This is a genomic window from Bacillus sp. UNC437CL72CviS29, assembly GCF_000482345.1.
Taxonomy (GTDB): Bacteria; Bacillota; Bacilli; order Bacillales; family Bacillaceae_G; genus Bacillus_A; species Bacillus_A arachidis.
In genome coordinates, this window is sequence record NZ_AXVB01000032.1 from 1 (window position 1) to 23,148 (window position 23,148).

27 protein-coding genes and 4 pseudogenes are annotated in these 23,148 nt (G+C 34.3%); 20 read left to right on the forward strand and 11 right to left on the reverse strand.

Annotated elements, in window-relative coordinates; translation table 11 throughout:
* Window positions 1-461 precede the first annotated feature (461 nt).
* Together M014_RS0119835 and M014_RS0119840 are read left to right on the forward strand one after the other, a co-directional pair.
* The gene (locus M014_RS0119835) at window positions 462-698 is read left to right on the forward strand and encodes a helix-turn-helix transcriptional regulator (RefSeq protein ID WP_026593251.1); all 237 of its coding nucleotides are present in this window, start codon (window positions 462-464) and stop codon (window positions 696-698) included.
* The gene (locus M014_RS0119840; protein WP_026593252.1) at window positions 691-1,017 is read left to right on the forward strand and encodes a hypothetical protein; all 327 of its coding nucleotides are present in this window, start codon (window positions 691-693) and stop codon (window positions 1,015-1,017) included. The genes M014_RS0119835 and M014_RS0119840 overlap by 8 nt, the downstream gene beginning before the upstream one ends.
* Window positions 1,018-1,646: 629 nt before the next feature.
* Here M014_RS0119840 and M014_RS0119845 read toward each other — a convergent pair.
* From M014_RS0119845 to M014_RS0119855, 3 genes are all read right to left on the reverse strand, one after another.
* Entirely contained in the window at window positions 1,647-1,814 is a 168-nt protein-coding gene (locus M014_RS0119845; RefSeq protein ID WP_026593253.1) for a hypothetical protein, read from the reverse strand.
* A 206-nt stretch (window positions 1,815-2,020) separates the two neighbouring features.
* Window positions 2,021-2,266: a hypothetical protein gene (locus tag M014_RS0119850; protein WP_026593254.1), complete on the reverse strand. Its 246-nt coding sequence runs from the start codon at window positions 2,264-2,266 to the stop codon at window positions 2,021-2,023.
* 489 nt (window positions 2,267-2,755) lie between these two features.
* On the reverse strand, window positions 2,756-3,652 hold the full coding sequence (locus tag M014_RS0119855; RefSeq protein WP_269321450.1) for a VanZ family protein: 897 nt from the start codon (window positions 3,650-3,652) through the stop codon (window positions 2,756-2,758).
* A gap of 423 nt (window positions 3,653-4,075) precedes the next feature.
* On the opposite strand from M014_RS0119855, the gene M014_RS0119860 reads away from it, so the two are divergent.
* Genes M014_RS0119860 through M014_RS0119870 form a run of 3 tightly spaced genes read left to right on the forward strand, consistent with a single transcriptional unit; the run spans window position 4,076 to window position 5,941 of the window.
* Entirely contained in the window at window positions 4,076-4,450 is a 375-nt protein-coding gene (locus tag M014_RS0119860) for a GntR family transcriptional regulator (protein WP_026593256.1), read from the forward strand.
* Between the two features lie 2 nt (window positions 4,451-4,452).
* Window positions 4,453-5,322 carry an ABC transporter ATP-binding protein gene (locus M014_RS0119865; RefSeq protein ID WP_026593257.1) on the forward strand — a complete coding sequence of 290 codons (870 nt, stop codon included), beginning with the start codon at window positions 4,453-4,455 and terminating at the stop codon, window positions 5,320-5,322.
* Complete coding sequence (locus tag M014_RS0119870; protein WP_026593258.1) at window positions 5,315-5,941, forward strand: ABC-2 transporter permease; 627 nt, start codon at window positions 5,315-5,317, stop codon at window positions 5,939-5,941. The genes M014_RS0119865 and M014_RS0119870 overlap by 8 nt, the downstream gene beginning before the upstream one ends.
* Window positions 5,942-6,178: 237 nt before the next feature.
* Here M014_RS0119870 and M014_RS0119875 read toward each other — a convergent pair whose 3' ends face one another.
* From M014_RS0119875 to M014_RS0119885, 3 genes and pseudogenes are all read right to left on the reverse strand, one after another.
* Complete coding sequence (locus M014_RS0119875) at window positions 6,179-6,976, reverse strand: phosphotransferase (RefSeq protein ID WP_026593259.1); 798 nt, start codon at window positions 6,974-6,976, stop codon at window positions 6,179-6,181.
* Window positions 6,977-7,443: 467 nt separating this feature from the next.
* Window positions 7,444-8,275: pseudogene (locus M014_RS27305) on the reverse strand (DUF2785 domain-containing protein).
* Window positions 8,272-9,030, reverse strand: a complete 759-nt coding sequence (locus M014_RS0119885; RefSeq protein WP_026593260.1) for an alpha/beta fold hydrolase — start codon at window positions 9,028-9,030, stop codon at window positions 8,272-8,274. Before M014_RS0119885 ends, M014_RS27305 begins: the two are co-directional and overlap by 4 nt.
* 266 nt (window positions 9,031-9,296) lie before the next feature.
* On the opposite strand from M014_RS0119885, the pseudogene M014_RS28715 reads away from it, so the two are divergent.
* From M014_RS28715 to M014_RS0119905, 4 genes and pseudogenes are all read left to right on the forward strand, one after another.
* Window positions 9,297-9,983 (forward strand): annotated as a pseudogene (locus tag M014_RS28715) (IS6 family transposase).
* 325 nt (window positions 9,984-10,308) lie between these two features.
* A complete protein-coding gene (locus tag M014_RS0119895) occupies window positions 10,309-10,980 on the forward strand; it encodes a hypothetical protein (RefSeq protein ID WP_026593261.1) in 672 nt (223 codons plus the stop codon).
* Window positions 10,981-11,418: 438 nt separating this feature from the next.
* Complete coding sequence (locus tag M014_RS29370) at window positions 11,419-11,643, forward strand: hypothetical protein (RefSeq protein ID WP_155924354.1); 225 nt, start codon at window positions 11,419-11,421, stop codon at window positions 11,641-11,643.
* Window positions 11,644-11,651: 8 nt separating this feature from the next.
* Complete coding sequence (locus tag M014_RS0119905; protein WP_035415532.1) at window positions 11,652-12,371, forward strand: hypothetical protein; 720 nt, start codon at window positions 11,652-11,654, stop codon at window positions 12,369-12,371.
* A gap of 105 nt (window positions 12,372-12,476) precedes the next feature.
* Here M014_RS0119905 and M014_RS30250 read toward each other — a convergent pair.
* A pseudogene (locus M014_RS30250) lies at window positions 12,477-12,604 on the reverse strand (IS6 family transposase); the annotation flags it as partial.
* 445 nt (window positions 12,605-13,049) lie between these two features.
* Between M014_RS30250 and M014_RS0119910 the strand changes: the two are divergent.
* Window positions 13,050-13,757: an IS6 family transposase gene (locus tag M014_RS0119910; RefSeq protein ID WP_026593263.1), complete on the forward strand. Its 708-nt coding sequence runs from the start codon at window positions 13,050-13,052 to the stop codon at window positions 13,755-13,757.
* 415 nt (window positions 13,758-14,172) lie between these two features.
* Window positions 14,173-14,568, forward strand: a complete 396-nt coding sequence (locus M014_RS27320; RefSeq protein WP_081811097.1) for a hypothetical protein — start codon at window positions 14,173-14,175, stop codon at window positions 14,566-14,568.
* Window positions 14,569-14,631: 63 nt separating this feature from the next.
* Here the strand turns inward: M014_RS27320 and M014_RS0119920 are convergent, their stop codons facing one another.
* A complete protein-coding gene (locus M014_RS0119920; protein ID WP_081811098.1) occupies window positions 14,632-14,871 on the reverse strand; it encodes a helix-turn-helix domain-containing protein in 240 nt (79 codons plus the stop codon).
* A gap of 281 nt (window positions 14,872-15,152) precedes the next feature.
* Here M014_RS0119920 and M014_RS0119925 point away from each other — a divergent pair, with 281 nt between their 5' ends.
* From M014_RS0119925 to M014_RS0119950, 6 genes are all read left to right on the forward strand, one after another.
* Window positions 15,153-16,448: an FtsK/SpoIIIE domain-containing protein gene (locus tag M014_RS0119925; protein ID WP_026593266.1), complete on the forward strand. Its 1,296-nt coding sequence runs from the start codon at window positions 15,153-15,155 to the stop codon at window positions 16,446-16,448.
* The gene (locus M014_RS0119930; RefSeq protein WP_231503985.1) at window positions 16,387-16,962 is read left to right on the forward strand and encodes a replication-relaxation family protein; all 576 of its coding nucleotides are present in this window, start codon (window positions 16,387-16,389) and stop codon (window positions 16,960-16,962) included. The genes M014_RS0119925 and M014_RS0119930 overlap by 62 nt, the downstream gene beginning before the upstream one ends.
* A gap of 19 nt (window positions 16,963-16,981) precedes the next feature.
* Entirely contained in the window at window positions 16,982-17,470 is a 489-nt protein-coding gene (locus M014_RS0119935) for a hypothetical protein (RefSeq protein ID WP_026593268.1), read from the forward strand.
* A 95-nt stretch (window positions 17,471-17,565) separates the two neighbouring features.
* Complete coding sequence (locus M014_RS29760) at window positions 17,566-17,718, forward strand: hypothetical protein (protein WP_197030412.1); 153 nt, start codon at window positions 17,566-17,568, stop codon at window positions 17,716-17,718.
* Window positions 17,719-17,956: 238 nt separating this feature from the next.
* The gene (locus tag M014_RS0119945) at window positions 17,957-18,169 is read left to right on the forward strand and encodes a hypothetical protein (RefSeq protein ID WP_026593269.1); all 213 of its coding nucleotides are present in this window, start codon (window positions 17,957-17,959) and stop codon (window positions 18,167-18,169) included.
* 84 nt (window positions 18,170-18,253) lie between these two features.
* The gene (locus tag M014_RS0119950) at window positions 18,254-18,844 is read left to right on the forward strand and encodes a DUF3967 domain-containing protein (protein ID WP_026593270.1); all 591 of its coding nucleotides are present in this window, start codon (window positions 18,254-18,256) and stop codon (window positions 18,842-18,844) included.
* Window positions 18,845-18,987: 143 nt separating this feature from the next.
* Here the strand turns inward: M014_RS0119950 and M014_RS29765 are convergent, their stop codons facing one another.
* Window positions 18,988-19,137 (reverse strand): hypothetical protein, encoded by a 150-nt coding sequence (locus M014_RS29765; protein ID WP_026593271.1) that lies wholly within the window; start codon window positions 19,135-19,137, stop codon window positions 18,988-18,990.
* Between the two features lie 658 nt (window positions 19,138-19,795).
* On the opposite strand from M014_RS29765, the gene M014_RS0119960 reads away from it, so the two are divergent.
* The 3 genes and pseudogenes from M014_RS0119960 to M014_RS27325 all read left to right on the forward strand — a co-directional run bounded on the left by M014_RS0119960 (window position 19,796) and on the right by M014_RS27325 (window position 21,917).
* Entirely contained in the window at window positions 19,796-20,578 is a 783-nt protein-coding gene (locus M014_RS0119960; protein WP_026593272.1) for a helix-turn-helix domain-containing protein, read from the forward strand.
* A 112-nt stretch (window positions 20,579-20,690) separates the two neighbouring features.
* Window positions 20,691-21,176, forward strand: a complete 486-nt coding sequence (locus M014_RS0119965; protein ID WP_026593273.1) for a small multi-drug export protein — start codon at window positions 20,691-20,693, stop codon at window positions 21,174-21,176.
* Window positions 21,177-21,411: 235 nt separating this feature from the next.
* Window positions 21,412-21,917: pseudogene (locus tag M014_RS27325) on the forward strand (GNAT family N-acetyltransferase).
* 239 nt (window positions 21,918-22,156) lie between these two features.
* On the opposite strand, the gene M014_RS0119975 reads toward M014_RS27325, so the two are convergent.
* Entirely contained in the window at window positions 22,157-22,666 is a 510-nt protein-coding gene (locus M014_RS0119975; RefSeq protein WP_026593274.1) for a hypothetical protein, read from the reverse strand.
* Between the two features lie 109 nt (window positions 22,667-22,775).
* Complete coding sequence (locus M014_RS0119980) at window positions 22,776-23,147, reverse strand: hypothetical protein (RefSeq protein ID WP_026593275.1); 372 nt, start codon at window positions 23,145-23,147, stop codon at window positions 22,776-22,778.
* Between the last annotated feature and the right edge of the window lies 1 nt (window position 23,148).

The window sequence follows — 23,148 nt, forward strand, 5'->3', positions numbered from 1 at the left end:
GAACAAGGGGAGGAAATAACATGGAAATCGCAATGGCAGTTTTAAAATTTGTAGGTGGAATCATCCCATTAGTAGGAGAGCTTTTAAAGGCCGTAATGTAAGTTCATTATTCCGCAATTATCTGTAAAAATTATCATACAAATGATCTGTATATCAAAGATGAATTGATGTGCAGATCATTTGTGTGAGCAAAGTCCCTTTAGCATTATTAAGGGACTTTTTTAGATTTCTACATACTAGAGGTTCCATCACATCAATATCAAGTTAAAGCACTTTTAAAATTATTAAAAGATGCTTTTTATTTTATAAAAGATTATCACCACATACTCATCAACTTAAGAAAACAAATATATATAGTATTTCTTTTAATTTATATAATTTTTTTTATCTTTTGTATAATTAAACTTTACTTTTTTATAAAATAAGTTTAATATAAGTCTTAAGAAAGGAAGGTGTTACCTATGAAGGAAAAACATGGAGACTCTATAACAAATAAAGTCTATGAATATAGGGTATTAAAAAGAATGTCACAAAAAGATTTAGCTGATGCTGTTGGGGTTTCTAAACAAACAATATTTGTTATGGAAAAGAATAATTATTCTCCTTCACTAGTGTTAGCATATCGAATAGCTAATTATTTTGAGGTTAATATAAACGAAATATTCTCTTATGTAGGAAAGGAAGATAATAATGCTTGATCTATTAAACAACTGGATGCTAGAAAGCACAGATAATTTCAATATCGTTGTAGGTTTGATAACCCTTCTGACAGTGGGTTCAGCAATTGTACTTATTATTATATTGAAAAAAATTGGTAAACCAGATGAAAGAACAAATGCTATTTACTTTAAAATTACTTCTCGTATGTTTACTACTCAACTTCTAATGAATGCCATATTTATTTCTTTGGTGAGTAAAGATATGTATTTCCGTCAATTCTTTCTAATGTTTGAAGCCTTTGTATTCTTCATTGGAGCTATTTATTCTGTTAGATTATATAGAAAAGAATTCAAATAATTCACTTGCAAAAAACAATAAAAAGACAGTAGTGATTTTATGTACTACTGTTTTTTATTGTTCATTTTCGAATGTAAACTTTTCAATATTAGTTTACATTCATTTCACCTTAAACATTGACTTCAATTCAAAATCACTGATATCCTCAAAATATACAACAAAAGTATACATTCAAAACCCTGTAAATAAAGGAGTTATAACATCCACAAACAAAAAAACTAGTGCCTCCGACGGGATTCGAACCCGCACTCCTTTCGTAAGCATAGGCTAAGGGGAACACGCTTCCCTACGGAATTTCACCGACAGGAGTTTCACCTGTCTCAGCTCATTTGCTTTTCGGTGCTTCTGAAACCTTTGCCTTGCGACCCGGTTCTACAATGTTTTCCGGCGCTCTTCCCTTCTAAAGCTACGGAGGCATTTTTAAAATTATATGTTGAATATAAAAAAGTTATCAACTGTTAGTCCACATAATCCTACTTATCGGTATTCAATGTATCTAGAAACCCCCCCTCCAGTTTACTTGGGTAAAGGTGTTTCGAATTTACATAACGATCGTTAGCGGAAGTCAGTTATTTTGGTTTTAATTTCTTATCGAAATACAGTAAACCACTTGCTATTAGGAAAGTGGTTTACTGTTTAGAGTGACATTCCTTGCAATTGATTTTCCCTTCATTATCAAGCCATTTCTTGATTTCAGTCATGCCTGCATATTCTGGATAGCGTAATTCTACATACACAAGTTCTCCGCCTTGAATGTCTTTTCCGCAACTTACACACTTAGGTTTCACTTTAAACATGATATATTTCCCCCTTTTACCTAATTGTATCATTTGGAATAAGCAATTTGTTTTATATTTTTGATGTATAAGATATTCATGTTCGGTTAACATAACGTCCCATTATCAGCAATGAATCTATCTAGAAACTTAGAAAAAATCCCTTCAGATCTTCTGAAGGGATTTTTTCTTCACATAATTTGTGTCACCAAAAGTTAATTCTCTTGTCAAAACATGATTTTAAAATAAACAACCAAATTGATTCCAGAAACAATAAAAAAGGAAATAGCCATAATCTTATTTGCTTTCTTATTTCCCCTTTTTTGAAAAATAAATAATATACCTAACAAAAAGATAGTGATTGCTAATAATAATTGAGTTATAGCTGCATTTGATTGAGTAGGATCATTGTAACTATAAATACAAAAACCGATAGTAATGAAAGAACTAATAGCCAATAATATCCTAGTCATGAAACTCACTTCCTTTTAATCCTATATTATCAAAAGAAATACTGTATAACATTATGTATATTGCATACATGATAGGTTAACATAACGTCCTATTGTCAGTAGTAATCAAATTCCAGAAATCTATTCATACCAAGAGTTTTCTAGCTTTCCGTTCCTTTTCTGCATGCAAGATTTCATACATTTCTGTCACAACAGCATTTGGCAGTTCAAACCGTTCTCGTAGCTTGCATGAAATCCTGCATATTCTTAGCGTATAAAATGCCATTAGTACCCGTTATTTAACTAAAAAATTGTCTTAACATATAATTTTCTTTTTTGATATGGTGATCCCATAGGCATCAAGCTAAAATTTCATAGTACCCCCAGAACGAAATTTTGTGCTAACTTGTAACAAAAAGCTTATTTTTTCGTTTTGGAAAACAATGAAATTCTTAAGTTGATGAGCATGTATAGTGACCCCTAGTATCTAAACTAGTGGATTTCAATTCATTATTTTTTCCATTCTGTAAGCTTAACATCCCATAGCAATGCATCTGTATCAATAAATTTAATACTAAGTTCATTTGCTTTATTCAGCTCTATCTCAAAAGAACTTGTGAATGTAGATATGCTTTCTTCAGAGAATCGAATGGTTTGTACATCTTGTCCATCAATAGAAATAATTATCTTACCAGAATGTTTGCTAGCACCATCAGGGATACCGAGATATCCCGAAAGTTTTGCATACTTACCTTTTAACAAGTATTTAAATTGCTGAGAATTTGTCCCTTTACTACTATACATATTTAATTTGGGTTCAATTTTTTTATGAGCCACTTCAAAGCTAGTGGAATTGTTAATTTTCGGTACATCTCCAGTACTTTCTGTCAGTTGATTTAGCGCTATAACGGTTCCATTTTTTAGGGATTGTTGTTCCTTTTCTAATGATTTATTAATTTCACCTACAACTACAATTACTCCTAATGTCAAGATAAATACTGTTACACCTGTAATAATAAAGTTTTTCAAAGTATTATTAGAGCGAAATCCTATTTTATATGCACAAAATCCTATTGTAGCACCCATTGCATTCACAATTACATCATCAATGTCAAAGCCACCAAGAAAAGTAACCATTTGTAGGACTTCTAGTATAAGAATAGAAATACAGAATGAAGTAATAAATCTAATAAAGCTACAACGATATAACATAGGAATTAATACCCCAAAAGGTATGAATGCTGTTAAATTTCCAAAATTAAAAAACCATAGATTAAAATCTTCCCCATCTACCATATTTGGCAAGCCCAAAGGAATACTACTCGGAATTAACTGGAATTCATATTCATGGTTAATATATTTTAATCCCAATCTATCGAAACCAAGAAACATAAAGTAGAGGATCAGAACGGAATATAGTCCTAATATTGCGAGGGTAATGTTACGATGTTTTCCTTTGATAATAAAACCTCCTATTACTAATAATTGTTCTTATTAATACTTTTTCGAATTCGTATATTTTAAATATAACAATAAGAACATGTCGATGTAAGTAGTAATAATCGGTTCTGTTGCAAAGATAAAATGAAAACCAGTAAAACGCATATAGGGGTACGGAAACATCGCTATCAAGCTAACAAGAAAATATACCCCCTAAAATAAAAAAGGCGTTATTCTTTCTGAGAAATCATAGGAAAGGATAACGCCTTTATATCAATATGACGGTATCCTATATGAAAAATTAACATCGTCCCAAATGTATATATTGTATATATTGTACACATTGTATATAATGTGTTCATAAGCATTTAAGAGGCAAGGAGTTGAATCATGAAAATCTTACTATCTAATAAGTCTAAGTCGCCTATTTATCAACAAATCATTGATCAGATTATATTACAAATATCAAATGAAACATTGAAAGTAGATGATTCGTTACCTTCTATGCGTTCATTAGCAAGAGACTTGAAGGTAAGTGTTATTACTTCAAAAAGAGCGTACGAAGAACTTGAAAAAGCGGGTTACATCTACTCTATAGTAGGGAAAGGCTCGTTTGTTGCAAAACAAACAAAGAAACAACGTGCGGATGAACCAAGTGATCCAATACGTGAAAAGTTCAGTACAATCGTTCGAGAGAGTAAGGCTAATCATTTATTAAGGGATGAGTTAATACAAATTATTAATCGTATTTATGAGGAGGAATAAATATGGAGAACATTGTAGAAGTGAAAAATGTTTCAAAAACATATAAGGGATTTTCTTTAAAAAATGCATCGTTCAACATCAAAAAGGGGTTTGTAACGGGATTTATTGGTGCAAATGGTGCTGGGAAAAGTACGACAATTAAACTTATTATGGATCTTATTAGCAAGGATAGCGGGGATATCACAGTTTTTGGTAAAAATCATCAAAAGGACCAAGTTTCTATTAAAGAGCGTATAGGATTCGTATACGATGACAATATCTATTATGAAGATATGACAATCCATCAACTGAAAAAATTCATTGCTCCAGCATATAAGAAATGGGATGAGAATCAGTTCCAATCCTACTTAAAGCGCTTTGAGTTACCGACTAACATAAAGATGAAAGAGATGTCTACAGGAATGAAAATGAAGACTTCCCTAGCGTTTGCACTTTCACACCATGCCGAATTTATACTTATGGATGAACCGACATCTGGACTCGATCCTGTATTTCGAAGAGAACTTTTAGACATCCTTTATGATTTAATGGTTGATCAAGATAAAACAATTTTTTTCTCCACACATATTACCACTGACTTAGATCGTATTGCTGATTATATTGTATTTATTCATAATGGTGAGATTGTGTTTGAAAAAGATATACATAGTATTTCTGAAGAATATGCAATTGTAAAAGGGGATAAATCCTTGCTTACGCCTAAAATCAGAGAACAATTAATCGGGATTCGTGAAACAAACGTGGGATTTGAAGCACTCACAAGTAACGCCAGCCATTCACGTACACAATTAGGGAATGATGTATTAATTGAAGAAGCGACATTAGAAGATATTATGTACTATACAAAAAAGGGGAACGTTCAATATGTATAATTTAATATTAAAGGATTTTCGATTGCAAAAATTAATGATCTTACTCTACCTACTTGGTATATGCTTTTTTATAGGGACGTTTGGAAGTTTTGGGTTTATAGTTGTTTTGGTGGCTGGTTCTTATATGATCAATCTACATTATTACGACGAAAAGAATAATAGTCATAAATTTATTAATAGCCTGCCTTATAGTAGAAATAAAATTATTATGTCAAAATATATTGGTACAGTGTTGTTCACGATTCTAGTAGTCCTATTCTCATTATTGATACAAGCAGTAATTCAAGTTGCATCCCCGACTTATGGAGTTGAAATTGAAAATCCACAGACAATTGTGGCTAGTGTTCTTACTGTCATGTTGTTTACGTCTATCTACTTACCATTTTTCTATCGCTTCACCAATAAATATTTGATGGCTGCTGTCAGCATTATTTTCCCTGTATGTGTTGTTTTATGGAGACCAATTGAGGCATATGTAAATATTACTGACCTTGTATATAGCGTTACCACACAATTTACTATTAATCAACTAATTGCACTTGCTTCAATCGTTACCATGCTTATATTTATCGGTTCTTACTTCTTAACGGTGAGAATTTATAAACGTACTGATTTTTAAAAATTATTTTTACTCGAAATATAGAATACCTAACAAATAACTGTTGTACAGTTTTTTTCTTAAACACTTTGGTGCTACTCAATTACTATTAAACTAATAAAACAAAGCTCTCCCCTCAAATGAAAAAATGCGCTATTCTTTCTATAGAATCATAGGAAAGGATGGCGTATTTTTTCATTTGAGGGTGGCATTTCTTTTTAATTGCTTACACTCCATTAATTCACCAAGACTTTTCTCTTAAATCCATTCTTTTCCGTGTTCGCGGATGAATTGGAGTTCCTCTTGATAATGATCGTAATGTCCTTCGTCGATCATTTTTTGAAACGCCATATCGCCTTCTTTGGCCTTCCTTTGCATGGTTTTACATAATCCTTCTACTCGTAGCAATACCATTTCTAAAAAACCTTTTTCTATTCCCTCCATGCCATAGGAATCAAAAAACAATTTAACCCTTTGTTTGATTCGCTCAGCATCCTTTAACGAATCATAATAAATGGCTTCGCCTGCTTCCGTATGATAAAGCCTACTTAAAGGAACGCAAGTGTAAAGCGTATAGACGATATCCCAAAGTCTTGGACCAGGAGCAGCCAAATCAAAATCAATCACACCTACTGGTTTTTCGCGATTAAAAATAATGTTATAGATGGCAAAATCATTATGGCACATCACCTCAAATAGCTGCGGAGTGTTATCAATGGGTTGCCAACGTTCTTCCATTGGAAAATCACTCACCGCATCATGATAGAGACGAAGCATTTTTGCGATATCTTTTAAAGCCTCATCCGACCACATGTATTTTTTTAACGGATAATTGCCAGCTTCTCCTTCAATAAAGGATAAAATCTCTCTCCCTTTTTCATCGATACCCAGAAACTTTGGCACCCCTTTTAAACCTTTGTTTTCAAGGTGCTTTAGCAATGTATGAATTTTAACACTATCAGTCTTTAATTCTCGACGAACCGTATCTCCCAAACGATATACACTGGAGACATTCCCTCCTGTTAGTGCTTCTTCTTTTTCGTACTGATTTCTCATTAAAATCCCCCCAATTTAGGGACTCTATGATTGTGTCAATAGAGATGTATTTTTGCCCATAAATAAAAGCAGATATACAAAGGTATCTGCTCGACAATGGGAATTTAATTGTCCACACCATGTATCCCTTGAATGATTTAAGATAGACAAATAAACGCATCCTTAAGAACCAAGGACCGCCACTGTCTCTATCCAATTAAATAATCATTTCAAGATATTCCACATGTGTAATATAGATTCCCCTTTCTTTACATCTTTAAATTAAATATTACCAAAGATCACTAGAAAAATAAAGAAAATTTAAAATGGTTTTTCAATTATATTATCCCATGCCCATTAACTTAAGAAAAGTACAAAAAAATGAGCTCATTTCTCAAAATAACTAACTATAGAGAAATAAAATTTTCATTTAGGGGGTACTTCAAAGCCTTAACTTGATGGCGATGTGGGACGGCCCCTCTAACCCTTTAACTGAAAGAAAACCTGTTCAATATTGCCTCAGTACCAAGTATGACAGTGTTAAGCTCATTCCCTCGGCTATCTTGTCCCCTTCTGAAATAGAGACTGCGTAAAAAATTCTTGCTGTTCACGCGAGCAATCACCTGACTGCGACTTCTTGGCAAATTGCAGCATTGCGCTAAGCCGCTAATCCAATCAGCGATTTCTTGATGTGGAAGTAACTCTTTGTCAATCATCGTATCCACGATGTTTACCAACCGCTCATCATCCTCATCGCTAAAAATGTGTCTACCATTATGAAGCATGCCAGAAATAGCGACAAGAACCTCACGCAGCAGTGCGACGCTGCACCAGCTCGACAAAAACATCCGCACCATGAGACGCGCTGTGAGCCCAGCCTCCTACTGAAAGGTAACCTCGCAGATCCTTCTCCTCTTTATAATAACGGAGCATCGCATGCATTAATTGCTCAATTTCCGCTTGATTAAAAAATGGATGCTGTCTGTGGCGTTGCACAATCAAAGCGATAGGTAAGGCAGAGAACGTCCTTGTAAAAACTGACTGATCATCCTCGCTACCAATACTATAGAACAAATGGTTCTCATCAGTCAGAACAGTTAAGAGGCTTCGTAACTCCTCTTCACTGAATCTATTCTCTTCCTTAATCCACATATAAAACATCGAATAAATCAGGTTATCCCGTAATTCTGGCTGAGGATCGCCAATATATTGAAGTAACAAAGGTAAGAAATCTTGATGCTGCTCAGCTTCGCGTAACTGATACTCATCCTTCTCAATTCTTTGCAAATCCAGCATCAATTTAGTCCTTGTATCGCTCATTTCCCCATCTCCTTCAACATTAACATAATCTCCTCTATAACAACTTCTGGCTCATCACGATGAATATAATGTCCACTTCGACTAGCAATCCGGTACTTGCTTGACGCTGATAGCCATTGGAATTCTGCTTGGAGTCTTTGCTCAATTTCCAATATTTCTTGAGATGGCCATCCCTCTTCAACATTGTCAGGTAAACCTCTTGTAATAATTGCAAGAGGGAGGTTACTTTGCTTTGAATGATCAACGATTTGCTTATAACTTTGTATTTTATCAATCTTCTCACTATTCAATATAGGATTCTCGTAATATTCCCTATTTCTTGCAAGCAGATTTTCGGGTAGAACCTTTTCATAGGCAAGTTCTTTATATTCCGGTGCAGCGTCAACCAAAACCATACCGCAGATGTTCAGTGGATAAAGGCTGGCATATAATCTAGCGACCAAACCACCAAAAGAATGTCCCACCAATATATAGGGCTTCTCCACTTCAAGCGCTAGCAACAATTCGTTGAGCTCTTCGACTAGATCATAGCAAGTCGTCGGGACGGATGTGACTTGACTCCTGCCAATACCTGACCTGTTATAGGAAAAGGTTGATGTTTTTTGCGATATTTGGTCTTGGACTTTTTTCCATGTCTCATAGCTATCGCCTAACCCTGCTATGAAGATTACGCTTGGCATACTGTTACGTGAATATTTATTTAATAGTCTGCGGTTATCACAGATATCAATTATCTTTTTATTTTGTATAGTCACTTTTAATCACCCAGTTCAATTATAAGCTTCACACTATCAATATTCCCATAATAATTTGATTATTATATTTTTTTGTGAACTTTCTTGTTTTTTATTTTGTAACTTCAGCTGAAACCACTCCAAAAGAAATTTGTAGAATACCAATTGATAATTTGCTTACTTCCAAGTTTTTTGTCGTTTTAAACATTTCACACTGAATCGGGTTCTGTTGCAAAGTTTTCTACATGAAGCTACACTCTAGAAAACAGAATATAGGAGAATCAGACATGAGATATTTTAAAGGAAAACAATTCAAGAAAGAGATTGTTTTAGTAGCTGTAGGCTACTATTGCCGTTTTTCTTTAAGTTATCGCGATGTATCTGAAATCCTGAAAGAACGTGGTATTTCAGTTCACCCAACAACCATCATGCAATGGGTTCATGAATATGGAAATCTCATCTATCAAATTTGGAAAGTGAAAAATAAATCCGCACGCTTATCTTGGCATTTGGATGAAACTTATATCAAAGTTAAGGGAGAATAGCGTTATCTTTATCGTGCAATTGATAAAGATGGACATACATTGGATATTCAACTTCGTAAAAAACAGGATCATCAGGCTGCCTATGCCTTCATGAAAAGATTAGTAAAACATTTTGGAGAACCTACGGTTCTCACTACAGACAAAGCAAGTGCATTACTTTGCGCGTTTAACAAATTAAGAAAACAAGGATTTTATCAAACTACAATCCATTGTACAATCAAACATTTAAACAATCTTATTGAACAGGATCACAGGCATGTAAAGAAACGTTTTACCAAATCCGCAGGATTTCAAAATCTTCGTCATGCTTCACGTACGTTAAAAGGTATCGAGACCATTCATGCCCTATATAAACGAAACCGCAGTCTGGGATTAGACTGTGGTTTTTCGACTTACAATGAATTACAAAGATTATTAACAATCGTATAAAAGGTAAAACTTTTCATGAAAATGATTTAAGTGTATATCAACTTTGCAACAGAACCTCTGAGCATACAATTTTATTTTTTCAAACTTGACAGACCATTAACGGAAAAACGAGAGGATAAATATCACTTATCCTCTTGTTTTATTTTTATAAGTGGTTCCAAAAAAGAGTAATCGAGTTGTCGTACCCTACTCATGGTAGCAAAGATGTTATTTGTGCATTGTCATATTGTGTCCAAAAAAAATAAAAAAGGGAATACAAGGATCTAGATTTTTCATGTTATGGTTAAATAAGACAAATATTATGTGAGGAAGTGAAGGAACAAAAATGAAATCTAAAATATTACTCGCTATTGGAACGATAATCGTTATGGGAAGTGTATCAACAGCTTGCGAAGTGACGAAAACGAACGAAAAAGTGAAATCAAGCCCAAAGGTGGAAACGGTTAAAAATGTTGCTGATCCAAATAAAGAATGGGAGGATTTATCGATGAATAGCGATGGGGCTGCGGTCGATTTTCCCACAAATGCGAAAGATTGGATTGCATATCAAGTCGATAAAATTTCGAAACCAGACCCAAAGGGTGCCGATGCAAATTTTGATGAAGGATACGATTACTATCTGAAAGCGAAGTCTGTTTTAGATGTTATGGGAAGATACATTCGAGTTAAAGGCACAGACCTTGAAAAAGATTTTAAAAACTTACGAGGACTTGCAGGCGAAATTTATCATGAACAATTTAATCGAACTGCTCACATTGATCCCGAGGGGAAAGCAATGGAAAAAACAGAATTCGTTGGACAATGGAAGCCCACTAGTAAAAGCATGCGCAAAACATATGAATATATGACCAAGTTGTTAAATGACATGAACGTTGCAATTAATAATGATGGGAAAGGTAAAACATTTGGTGTATCACACCAATTAAACGGCGAAGCAACAAATGAAATGGAATCATACATTTCATATCATGACGAAGATGGCAAAATGATAAAGTAAGTCAAGAAAGTAATAGGGTATTGTTGGAAAAACACATAAAAAAAGACATCTTCGACTAGAGAAGATGTCTTTTTAAATCCAAGAAAATGAAAGAAACATTTATCCTAAAATTAATGTACAATAAGCAACTTCTAATAACCAAAATTATGTAAAGGAGCTGTACAAATGGATAACGTATTTTATTTTTTTGCCTTTATCTTTAGTTTTTTTCTATTGCTTTTTGTTTAGAATGCTGGCTCGTCGTGTGGGGCCGAACCCCCACGTATTATGTATCAATTTTCGAGTAAGAACTATTTTGGGACAAATGATCTAAGCGGTTCGACTCGTATACTTGTTTCTCCAAGTCGAGGCCCATTGCTTTGCTTTTTGTCTGTCGGCTTGGCGAGAAAAGCACACGAGTCGAAAAAAGTTTTGCAAGGATGGAGCAAAGCGAAAAGGATGGAGATTTTTGAGCAGGTTTCTCAAAAATACGACCCGTTCCTTGCGGAAGTTTTAGCTCCTTATATAGAGAGTGAGAAGGGCAAGCTACGGGTTTGCCCGGGCAAACCCCAAAACGTTCGTTTTGACTTGGTAGGAGTTTCCTACAACCTTTACAAATATTTACCGTTATTTTTTGCGAAAATAAGCGGTATATTTGTTGTCGCTACGCTCGATTTTTTATGAAAGGAGAAATGATATTGAGAGCAAATAGAAAAAAGGAAAGACTGGAAATTCAATTGTTTAAAGAGGATAAAGAATTTATTAAAAATAAATCTATAGATTTTGGATATAAAAATGTTTCAGCATTTGTTATTGATTCAGCAAAATCACATTTCAAACTTGAAGTCGATATGAAAGCTTATAGAGATTTAACTAAAGAAATAAATTATATTGGTAAGAATATAAATAGCCTAATTAGAAGGATCAATACAGATGGAATTTACACTGATAATGATATTGATTTCCTTAGAGTTAATCAGAAAAAAATTATAAAATTAATGAATACAGAATATGACCGATTACTTGATTTAAAAACCAAGTTTAATAGCGATAGCTTGAGTAAAAAACAGAAGGAAAAATTAATAAAGTCATTATCGGAAAATCAAATCAAGATACCAAAAAAATTAGTATTAGAAGAAGTGTATGAAAAGATAAAAGAAGATTTTGTTTATATTATAGAATGTATAGAAAACTCGCCTGAACAAGGTATGGAAGTAACAGAATACGTATGGCAATATTTATATGGAGATACGCTTTATAAGTTAGATGATAACCAATTAATAAAATTGGCCGATAGTATTTTTATTTTTGCACAGAAAGTGAAATTTAAGTTATCCAAACTTGATAATGTTTTTTCAGATGATGATTGGTTTGAACTGAAAGATATATTAGATGAATATGAAATTTATTAATTAAGGATTGATTACAATGTCTATTGTTAAAATACAAAAAGTGGTTCTGGTGCAAAGATTGCATTTATTTGAAATTGGTATATAGATTCCTGATGGAATCTATTCTTAGGCAGCCATTCCGAATAGTTGATGAATGAACTTCATTTCATTTTGGACAGACTTGTCCTGTAAAATAAGTTGGCCTTTTTAATGATATGCATCGTTTCTACACCAATCAATATAGAGGCTGATGTTTTGGCGGCATCAAGCCGACACATCCAAAAGCAACTATTTGGGTTTATCGGCTTGAATTTGTTATTATACGAGCTGGATCGCTCGTGCTTTCGAATTATAATTTCATTTACCATATGGATAGATAGGTAATACGTGGGGGTTCGCCCCCACACGACGAACCAGCCTCTACTCCAAAAGTCAACGAAAATTCTTAGGAAATCAATTCAATTTATGTTAAATTAAATATAGATTTATTTTTCTTTTCTTTTTTATTTCGTTTAAACATTCAAGAGCCGTTTCGCGGTTCAGATTCAGACACTTATATTGTGTCTATGATTCTGAGTCCGAAATGGCTCTTTTTATATATAATCATTGGTTCTGGTGCAAAACTCTAAAGCTCTTGCAAGTAAACTCCTAAACTTGGACATACTGATAGTATGACTCTAAAAAAGGTGTGTGATCGGTATGAAAAAGGAAAATTTGTTCAAATGGAAGCACTATCAACCTGATGTTATCTTATTAACGGTAAGATGGTACCTACGGTACAGCCTGAGTTTTCGTGATTTGGTGGAAATTATGGAGGAACGAGGTTTGTCTATTGCTCACACCACCATTATGCGTTGGGTGAATCAATATGGACCTGAATTAGATGAAAGAGTACGACGCCATCTTAAGATAACAAATGATTCTTGGAGAGTCGATGAAACGTATGTGAAAGTAAAAGGTCAATGGATGTATTTATATCGCGCAGTCGATTCAGAAGGAAATACCATTGATTTTTATCTCAGTGAATCAAGAGATAAACAAGCAGCTAAGCGCTTTTTCAAGAAAGCCTTGGCTGCTTCTCATATTTGTAAACCTCGTGTTATAACAGTAGACAAGAACCCAGCCTATCCTGTAGCAATTCAAGAATTAAAAAAAGAGAAACGTATGCCTGAAGGCATAAAAATAAGGAAAGTTAAATATCTCAATAATATAGTCGAACAGGATTACCGTTTCATTAAGAAATGTGTGCGTTCTATGCTAGGATTCAAGTCATATGAAACAGCCACTTCTATATCGAGTGACGTTGAAACCATGCATATGATGAAAAAAGGACAACTTCACCTACAGGTGAAGTCTGCCCAAAATGAAGTTAGGTTCATACATAAACTGTTTGGAATTGCATCATAATCTGCCATTGAACAGTCTAGTAGGTTTCTATGTCTCTATCAAATGATTTTTGCACCAGAATCCCAAAAGGTACATCCCTATTTTGAAGTGTCCCAAAAGTGAGTTTCGCACTTTTTGAAGTGCTGTTTTTAGTTGTTTTTACACCCTGCCAAAAGGTGTACCTCTTGATGTGGTATAAGTGCATATATAATTACCATAAAAAAAGACACCCTAAGGTGCCTTCCTCCGACTTGAAACATATTACTTTGAATTAAACTATTTTATTTATTAACTTTAAAGTTTCCTTTGTAGCTTCCAATCTAACAGTTTCATCTTCAGAGTTTTTCATTAAGTATTTTAATGTTTCTAATGACTCTTTAAGTAGATCTTCACTATCTTCGATTTTAGTTATTGTTGATTCTTCGCCAGTAATAAATTGTTCTATTTCAGCTTCTTCCCACGTACCATTAAACCGGCATACAGTGCGAATAGTTTTGGTTGGACTTACTTTGAAACGGAAGATGGAAAATGGGATGGAAACTCAATTACCACTACTTACTCACAACCCAATGTGGAAGTTCACCTTGGCGCTGACGGCCGTGCACCTTATAAAATCGGTGGTACTCGTGTGGATGGGCACACCTTGAGAGTTCGACTATGCAACCCAGTTACAAAGGCTTGTACAGCCTATCAATATTTTGGTGGCAGTGAGGGTTTATATAGTACTATTTTCACAGGAATGAAACCAGCTACTTATAGAATAGATATTATTGACCCTTTTTCTTTCTACCGAGTTAAAAGATATGTGGAAGCTGCAACATTTTCTTGGTAGTAGCTACTATAATATATGATAAATACAAATCATAAAAAAAGAACAACTCTTAGTTGTTCTTTTTTACATCCAAAAATCATCTTCATGTATGTTTTGCCCTAGCTTTTTCAATCCTCTTATAATTTGAGTAATCGTTGAGAATTTCGGTATATATGTTTTATCGTTGCACAACTTGGAAATTGTGCCCCTACTTAATTTAGCAGCTTTCTCTAATTCCCCTTGTGTTATCCCTTGTTTATCTAACCATTTACCAAATTTGCTACGTTTTTTACCTAATCCAAACACCTTTACCACCTCAGGCATAGCTTGCCCATTTCGTCATTTTTTTAAACCGAAGAAAAAAAGTGACATAAAGGCCAAACAGTGCAAAATACCTTTTACCATACCAAACAAATTACGATTCACCGTTCCGAATTGATAGCCTTTCAAAACTTTGTTTTACCTATTCCAAATAGAATTCTTTCACAGAATGATACTTCAGACATTACGAGATTATTATTTTCAATGATTTATAGCCATTTTGCTCTCTTCTAATCTATAGGGACTATTCTTTCAGAATAAGCAAAGAAAGGTGGTGTTCTACTTTGATATTCGAGTTAGTAAGTTCAGCAGCAGTTGGCGGTGTAATTCTTTTCACAAAAATGTATCAAAAAGGTGCGACAAATGATGCCTCTAAAATCCAACGTATTTGTGCTAATTGCGGTTTAAAAGTGAAAGAAGGGAAAGATACCAGGACAATACAGCTGCTTCGTAAGACGAGAAATGAGTGGGGCGTGGAATATGCTTACAGGATCCCTCTTGGTCTTAGCTTCTCCGACTTCGAACAAAAGATGCAGCATCTAGAGGATGGATTGAACCATAAGAGCAAGGTTTACGATTTCAAACCATCAGACTTCAAATCTCTTCGTTTGCGAAAAGATATCTTAAAACAAATACAAAACATCATAAACAAGAAAAAAAGCGTTAGAAAGGAAATTGAGCTGTCTTATGATGGTTTATTAAAAATACGAGTTTATGAGAAAGGGATTCCAGATTTTGTGAAGTTTGAGGAAGAAATGATGAAGCAGTGTAGGGGATGGGAAGTGCCGATAGGATTTACACGAGATGGATTAGTAAAACATGACTTTGATTCGATTGCACACATGATTTCAGCAGGGATGACGGATATGGGGAAATCGAATGTATTGAAGCTAATTATTACCTCCCTTATACGCAACCAATCAGAAAATACCAAGCTATTCCTAATTGATTTGAAGGGTGGTCTATCTTTTAACCGATATAGATTCCTAAACCAAGTCGAATCGATTGCGAAGAACCCTGACGAAGCCCTACAGACTCTAAGAGACCTGCAAAACAAATTGAATGAGAGAAACGAATACTTACTAGAAAAAGGATACGAAGATATAAAAGAAGCAGGAGATCCCACAAGATACTTTGTCATCGTAGATGAAGCTGCCGACATGACGCCATATCAGGAGTGCAAGGACATCATTGTAAATATAGGAAGACGCGGCAGAGCTGCTGGTTTTCGTTTGCTGTACAGCACCCAGTATCCAACTAATGAAGCTTTACCATCACAACTCCGTCAAAACATCGGCGCCCGTGTTTGCTTCAGATTACAAACCGAAGCAGGGAGCCGTGCCGTATTGGATGAAGGAGGTGCAGAAATCCTTCCTAATATCAAAGGGCGTGCAATATACCAAACTAACGAAAAGAAGGTCTTACAGACAGTTTATATCGATAATAAGCAAATAGATAACATCATAACACACATCAATATAAGAGCAAGAAAGGAGCATGAAGATGCAAAAATTGGCCATGAAGGAAACGAGGATCGAAAATATTCTCTCGAGCTTGAAGAGATTGGGATTTTTGACTAGGAAGCAAATACAAGTTCTTCATGATTTAGGTGGAGACAGAAATGCATCGCGGGTTATGAAGGACCTTGAAGAATATGTATCTAGCTTTCGCTTTGGTGAAAAAATTTATTATCTCAACAAAGAAGGACGTGAGCGCATGGAGAGTAAAAAGGTGCTTAAACGTTCTAACCAATTTAGGCACTATATTATGCGGAATGATATCTATATCGCTTATGAATGCCCTAAAACGTGGAAACAAGAAGTTAAAATGAACGTAAAAGGCATGGTTTCTATAATTGCAGATGCTTTATTCAACGACGAAGGAAGATACCACATTATAGAAATAGATCACGAACAGAAAATGAGTGTAAACCGAGTGAAAATGCAGAAATATAAAAAACTAATTGACTGCAAAGTATTTGAAAAACCGCCCAAATTCACATGGTATACAACAACAGAATACCGCAGAAATCAATTAAAGAAGCTTTGCGAAGGTTTAGATTGCAACATATTCACAGTTACGGATTTCCATTAAAAATAGGGAGATGGTCCATATGGCAACTGAGACAATGAGCATCAAAGATTTTATGGATGGTAACTATGGAGCGAAGAAAAAGTGGAGCTTGTTCAAAAAGAAAGCAAAAAAATACGCACCCGTCGCAGTGCACATTGGTCTTGTGATCGGTAGTGCTATTATATTCAGCCAAATTATAGATATTCCTCATGGATTTGCTGCTGAACCTGGAAGTGATGTCAACGAAGTATTTAAAGATGCTCAATCAACTGATGGTAAGTTTAAAAATTATATAGATGGCCAACTGTATAATCGTATTGTGAATGCATTCGAGCTAGTAATATTTTTAATCAAAGCAGTGTCGTATCCAATCGCATCCGTTGTGGCGCTATGCGGTGGGTTGTTTATTATGGTGGGTAGCCAGGAACGGGGATTCAGTCTTATTTCAAGGGCAGGGATAGGATATATAGTGGTCCAAATGATTCCATTGTTTATGCGATTGCTTGTTGAGATTGCAAAAGCGATATAAAAAAATAGAAAAAATACCAATTAATCCATCAATTAAATTGACTTAAGTCAATTTACGGTGTGTAATAAGAGTATAAAGAAAAGGAGGTGAACAAAGTGGATTGGGTAGTAATCTTAGGTTCCATAACAGCATTCGTAACCATTTACTCGCAACTATCTTCCGGAATTAACAACAGCTTAGACATTTACTACAAAATCAAGGAAGAAAAAGAAAAGAGTCGTTCCCACCAAGAAACCGACTCAGAGTAGAACCACAGGAGAGGGAAACCTCCCTTGTACCTAAGATTATTATAACACATTCCGCTTTATCTTATGAAAAAATTCATCTTAAGAGACTTTCCAGTTGTTATCGTTTTGGGAGTAATTTTGTACCTGATTGACTATAACAATTTGCAAACCGCAGACTATATTTGTATTGCACTTAGTATACTTGCATTTGCAACAATAATTTTCAATTTGGTAACCACGTATATCAAGGAGAAGAAAGATGTATAAATTCGAAACCAAAGAAGAGTTGATTCGTTTTATTAATGATGAGATCGTAAATACATCAGAAGCCTTGGATATCTTAGGGTGTTCAAGGCAAAACCTAAACATGATGATAAAAAAAGAAAAAATAAAACCAATCAAAGAAATGGTTCGCGATCGATTATTCTTTAAAGAAGATGTTTTGAAAAGTAAAGAGCAAATGAAGAAATAAAAGTCCTATAGTCACGGGGCTTTTTTCTTTGCAGGAATTTCTTAACCATCATGGAATACTGTCACTAGGAGGTGTTGTGACGTTATGACGGACGAAATTGTTTATTCTGCTAGTGAAGTATACAAACGACTAGGAATAAGTGATAGCACCCTTAGAAAGTACATGGAAGTGTTGCAGCGAGAGGGATTTACAGTGAAGAAGGATAAGCGCGGCAGACGTGAATACACAGAACAGGACATTATGGTCATTGAGAAATTAATTGAGCTTAGTAAGCATGACGGTATGACGCTGGAAAAGGCAGCGAAGATGATTGCGCAGCGATTAGAAATCGCCAATCCAAATGCGGAGACAGCGGAATCCCAAGAAACTGATCTAATCCCATTCCACATTCAACAGCAACTCCAGCAACAGTACAGTGTTATGGCGCAAGAAATGAATCAAAGCATGTTAGCGATGGAGAAGCGATTAAGTGAGCAGGCAGAGCAAAGAAGCAAACGAATTGAGGGAAGTATAGAACGGCATAATGAACGAGTTGAAAAACGATTAGAAGCACGAGATGAAAATCTCATGAGAACATTGCGTGAGATCCAGGAGACAAAGAAATTAATGCAGGAATTTCGTGAAGAGGTTGCAGCTGCAAAGGAGAAGAAAAAGCCGTGGTGGAAGTTTTGGTAAGGACAAGAAGAAGAACTGCCAGCCAGGGTAGGAACATATAAAAATAGAGTTGTAGAAAAAGAAAGAGTGGATTCCTTGTGAGAGTAGGTATCCACTTTTTTCTTGTGTTTGTTCGCACCAAAAATTAGGGAAGACGTAACATATTATTTATCTGTTTGTTTTTGCTTCTTTTTCAAATACTCCGCACGCAATTTTTCAAGTTGCTGCTTTTTATCAAATTTGGCAGGCGTCTGTTTTTCATGAAACTTGGCCACAGCTACCTGACCTTTGTGATCCAATTGATATTTCCCCACTTTGTTCACCTACTTTTCTTGTCTTTAAAGACAATCTATTTAACAAATATAATATACCTTATTTTATTGAAGTAAACCTCATTACTTTATTAGTTTTTCTACTTATACCCATATTATCCGGAATATTTTGTTATTTCACCCGTAAGTTGGCCGTTAGATTATGCGAAATTTTATACATATGGAGTAAAGGAAATAAAGATAATGATTGCTTTTAACCACTGATATAACGGGATGAATGAGAAACTGCATACGTAGGTGAAGAGGATGTTTCACAGAATGTTGATAAGTCGGGGATTGTTGATGATGAGAACTTCTGATAATTGTGCGTTATGTGAACTAGGTTTGTATAAAGTATTCATGTTTCCTTTAAAAACCTTCTTCAACTAAAGGGCCATATTGCTGAATAGTTACCTGTAGGAAGAACAAGAATTTGAACGGAATCATTAGGAGTAAAAAGGGGGATAAAAGACATCCTCCTTTTTACTATGACTTATATTCAAATAAATCACTTTCAAAAAACAACATAAGAAAAAAGCTTTAAAAGACGCAGTATAACAATAATGCAACCTTAAGTTGACAATATGCATTCGCTACGTGATAGAAAGAACAACACTGCTTTTATACAATATAACTAACAAAATGAGAGGGGTTAAAGTAAATGAAATTTGGTGAAAAACTTTTTAAGCTTAGAAAAGAAAATGGATTTTCTCAAGAAACTTTAGCTGAAAAATTAAACACCTCAAGACAAGCAATTAGCAAATGGGAAAATGGTCAAGGATTTCCCGAAACAGAAAAGCTCTTAATGATTGGAAATATCTTTGAGGTATCTATTGATTACTTATTGAAAGATTCTGTTGAGAACAATGAAGGAAATGAAGAAGGTTATTATGTAAATAGAGAAATGGCAGAAGGTTTTTTGATAAGCACACAAAAAACTGCTAAGCATATTGGATTAGGTTTTGGTTTTTTTGCATTGGCGTTTGAACCATATTTAATTTTAGGGAAAAACTCAATGTTAGGAATACTCCTAATTATTGTCATTGCAACATTAGGGATTATTTCTTTTGCAACATTAGGATTTGATCAAGGACAATATACAATTCTCAAAAAAGAAGTTTTATTGTTTGATTCAAATTATTTTAAAGAGCTAACAGTAAGATATGAGGGCTTTAAAAGAAAATATTTAGGTATATTGGTGATTGGAACTTGTTTACTGGCGGTGGGATTCTTAGCTTTTGCTTTGGAGAAAAAATTAGAGATAGGAATCTTGACTCCTTATTATCCAATTTTTGTGTTTTTAATAGCCGTTGGTCTATATATGTCAGTTCGTACTCTTACAATTCTTTCTGCATATCAATTATTGGTAAATAACGATGAACATACAAGTCGATTTAGTTTTAAATTAAAACAGAAAGCAAAGAAAAAATTTGATGAGTTTTAAAGATAAATTTTTCTTCAATATGATGGGGCCATTTTCTTTTTAAAAAAGGAACGAGCGAACCAGAAGGATACTCTAAAAATGAAGGTAAAGCATATACGAGGGGGATTAGAAATTGATTTGGACATATTTTATTATCTTTTTGTTGGCAGCAATTCCTTTTTTTGAAGTATCAATGATAGTACCAATTGCAATTATCGGCGGTATTCCAACAGTTCCAGTTATTATTATTGCATTTTTAGGGAATTTATTAACTATAATTTTACTTATCGTGTTTATAGACTCGATTCGCAATTGGCGTAAAAAGAAAAAAACTAATGAAGAAATAAATGAATCCAAAAGTCATCAACGCGCTAAGAAAATTTGGGGAAAATATGGTTTACCAGGCTTAGCGTTTATTGGACCGTTTTTTGTAGGTAGTCATTTAACAGCATTATTAGCTGTCACATTTGGCGGTACACGTTTGAAAACTTTAGTATTAATGACAGCAAGTATTGGGTTTTGGGCAATCTCACTTGGTAGCGCAGCGTATTTGGGCTTTGATTTTCTAGTGAAAGATGAAGATGATTTTGGTTTTATCACAAGACTTTTAAATCGATAAAAACAAACATTCTTCCAGAAACGGGCGCTTTAATTGAACAAACAGCTAAAAGGATCTTCTGATTGAAGATCCTTTTAATATGCCTATAATGATGCGTTATGTTAACCCCATATGAATAGAATATACAGGATTCCTTGTTCAACTAACTGGCAGGTTAGTGGAATAAGGTTCTACCAAAGGATATACCATTAATCATATAGAATTCACATAAAAATAAATGTAGGAGGATAGAAAAATGGACAATCCAGTTATATGTACGGAAAGGTTAATTTTAAGAAGAATGACTAAAGATGATACTGAAAATTTGATGGAAATCTTTTCAGACCCAGTAGTAATGCGGTACTATCCTTCAACCAAAAACGAAAGTGAAACAATGAAATGGATTAATTGGATCCTAAAAATTATGATGAATATGGGATAGGTTTATGGATAGTAGAAGATAAAGTAACTGGATAATTTCTTGGACAATGTGGTATTGTACCTCAAGAAGTAGATGGCGTAATGGAGATGGAGATAGGTTATTTATTCGTTCGGCGTGTCTGGGGGAAAGGATATGCAACAGAAGCAGCTTTAGCGTGTAAAAATTACGGATTTGAACGACTAAAATTAAATAGTATGGTCTCATTGCCCGATGTAAATAATATTCCTTCAACTAAAGTTGCTAAACGAATTGGTATGCAGGAGATAAAAATTATAAACAAATGGGGAAAAGAAGTGTATGTTTACTCTGTCTCTATTTAAAAACTATGATAAAATTGAAGTATGTGAAGGGTTACACTTAAAGTATCGGGTGCTTTAATTTATCAGGAAACTAAGAGATTTTAACTTCCAATAACGATAATTATGTCAATGAGCTGTCCATATGGGGGGCTTATTGTATTTTTTGCTTAGCGTGTTTTTTCAAAATTATATTGGTTTAAAAGAATAGAAAGAGATAAGACCAATCACTATGGTCTTATCTCTTTCTATTCTTTATTCTATTACCATCCACCTTTAGGTACAATCGTGAAGGAAATATCGTTTACTGGGTCTTGGCCTATCTTTAGTTGATAGTAGAAACCTCTACCATCTTTTATTTGATTTAAGTCTACCCCACTATCAATTACCCTATTTACTTCTTCAATCGTGAGTTTTGGGTCTGCAATACGAATGATACACTCCATCAGTTTTCGATACTGCTCATTCGCTGTCTTATCATCAAATACTAGCTTCTCAGTTGTAACCGAATAGGAATTTTCTAGCCAATCACTTTTACCCATTCTAGAGTAAATTTCGAAACCTTTCCAGTCTGCTTTATAGATACTATCGTTTTCTTTATCACGATACTCTATATTTGAATCTTCAATCTCAATCATGCCGTTTGAGTATTCTTTTAACTTATTTTCAAAGTCTAATCGATGTGTGAACCCGTCTTCTATAGTATCCTTAGATGATAGACACCATACGAGTATCAGTCCGATTAGGCTTGCTAGTAATACTTTAAATTTCATATATGTTATTCCTTACTTTAATTAGTTATTCTCTTATATACGTCTTATATAAGGTGAAGTGGAAATATAGAAATATCCCTATTTCTGAATAGGGATATTTCTATATTTTTTAAATCTCAGTTAAGAGCTTGAATTTCCTTTTTTGTGCCGAAGTTAATTCATTTTCTACATAACGATCTATAAGTAAATCAATTATTTCGTGTGCATATTTCGTATTAGTAAGCTTCATTAGTGCTTCGAGTTCTTCTTTGGATTGACTTGAAATTTTAATGCTGCCCTGCTGGTTTTTAAACTTCTTTTTCTCTGGTTCCTGTTCTTTTTTCTTCTCTTTTTGAGTTACTTGCTTCTGTCCACCCTTATTTTCAATAACAGGAGTATCTTCGGTAGTTTTCGATTTAACAGGCTCCTCACTTGGTATATAAGGAGCAGTTGGTTCAAAATTACTCTTTTTTCTACCTAATAATCCAGGTGTTTTTGCCATG

What these genes read in the sequence shown, in the direction of transcription:
- M014_RS0119835 (WP_026593251.1), top strand. Translation starts at nt 462, where the DNA reads ATGAAGGAAAAACATGGAGACTCTATAACAAATAAAGTCTATGAATAT.
- M014_RS0119840 (WP_026593252.1), top strand. Translation starts at nt 691, where the DNA reads ATGCTTGATCTATTAAACAACTGGATGCTAGAAAGCACAGATAATTTC.
- M014_RS0119845 (WP_026593253.1), bottom strand. Translation starts at nt 1,814, where the DNA reads ATGTTTAAAGTGAAACCTAAGTGTGTAAGTTGCGGAAAAGACATTCAA.
- M014_RS0119850 (WP_026593254.1), bottom strand. Translation starts at nt 2,266, where the DNA reads ATGACTAGGATATTATTGGCTATTAGTTCTTTCATTACTATCGGTTTT.
- M014_RS0119860 (WP_026593256.1), top strand. Translation starts at nt 4,076, where the DNA reads ATGAAAATCTTACTATCTAATAAGTCTAAGTCGCCTATTTATCAACAA.
- M014_RS0119865 (WP_026593257.1), top strand. Translation starts at nt 4,453, where the DNA reads ATGGAGAACATTGTAGAAGTGAAAAATGTTTCAAAAACATATAAGGGA.
- M014_RS0119870 (WP_026593258.1), top strand. Translation starts at nt 5,315, where the DNA reads ATGTATAATTTAATATTAAAGGATTTTCGATTGCAAAAATTAATGATC.
- M014_RS0119875 (WP_026593259.1), bottom strand. Translation starts at nt 6,976, where the DNA reads ATGAGAAATCAGTACGAAAAAGAAGAAGCACTAACAGGAGGGAATGTC.
- M014_RS0119895 (WP_026593261.1), top strand. Translation starts at nt 10,309, where the DNA reads ATGAAATCTAAAATATTACTCGCTATTGGAACGATAATCGTTATGGGA.
- M014_RS29370 (WP_155924354.1), top strand. Translation starts at nt 11,419, where the DNA reads ATGGAGATTTTTGAGCAGGTTTCTCAAAAATACGACCCGTTCCTTGCG.
- M014_RS0119905 (WP_035415532.1), top strand. Translation starts at nt 11,652, where the DNA reads ATGATATTGAGAGCAAATAGAAAAAAGGAAAGACTGGAAATTCAATTG.
- M014_RS0119910 (WP_026593263.1), top strand. Translation starts at nt 13,050, where the DNA reads ATGAAAAAGGAAAATTTGTTCAAATGGAAGCACTATCAACCTGATGTT.
- M014_RS0119920 (WP_081811098.1), bottom strand. Translation starts at nt 14,871, where the DNA reads ATGCCTGAGGTGGTAAAGGTGTTTGGATTAGGTAAAAAACGTAGCAAA.
- M014_RS0119930 (WP_231503985.1), top strand. Translation starts at nt 16,387, where the DNA reads ATGAAGGAAACGAGGATCGAAAATATTCTCTCGAGCTTGAAGAGATTG.
- M014_RS0119935 (WP_026593268.1), top strand. Translation starts at nt 16,982, where the DNA reads ATGGCAACTGAGACAATGAGCATCAAAGATTTTATGGATGGTAACTAT.
- M014_RS0119945 (WP_026593269.1), top strand. Translation starts at nt 17,957, where the DNA reads ATGTATAAATTCGAAACCAAAGAAGAGTTGATTCGTTTTATTAATGAT.
- M014_RS0119950 (WP_026593270.1), top strand. Translation starts at nt 18,254, where the DNA reads ATGACGGACGAAATTGTTTATTCTGCTAGTGAAGTATACAAACGACTA.
- M014_RS0119960 (WP_026593272.1), top strand. Translation starts at nt 19,796, where the DNA reads ATGAAATTTGGTGAAAAACTTTTTAAGCTTAGAAAAGAAAATGGATTT.
- M014_RS0119975 (WP_026593274.1), bottom strand. Translation starts at nt 22,666, where the DNA reads ATGAAATTTAAAGTATTACTAGCAAGCCTAATCGGACTGATACTCGTA.
- M014_RS0119980 (WP_026593275.1), bottom strand. Translation starts at nt 23,147, where the DNA reads ATGGCAAAAACACCTGGATTATTAGGTAGAAAAAAGAGTAATTTTGAA.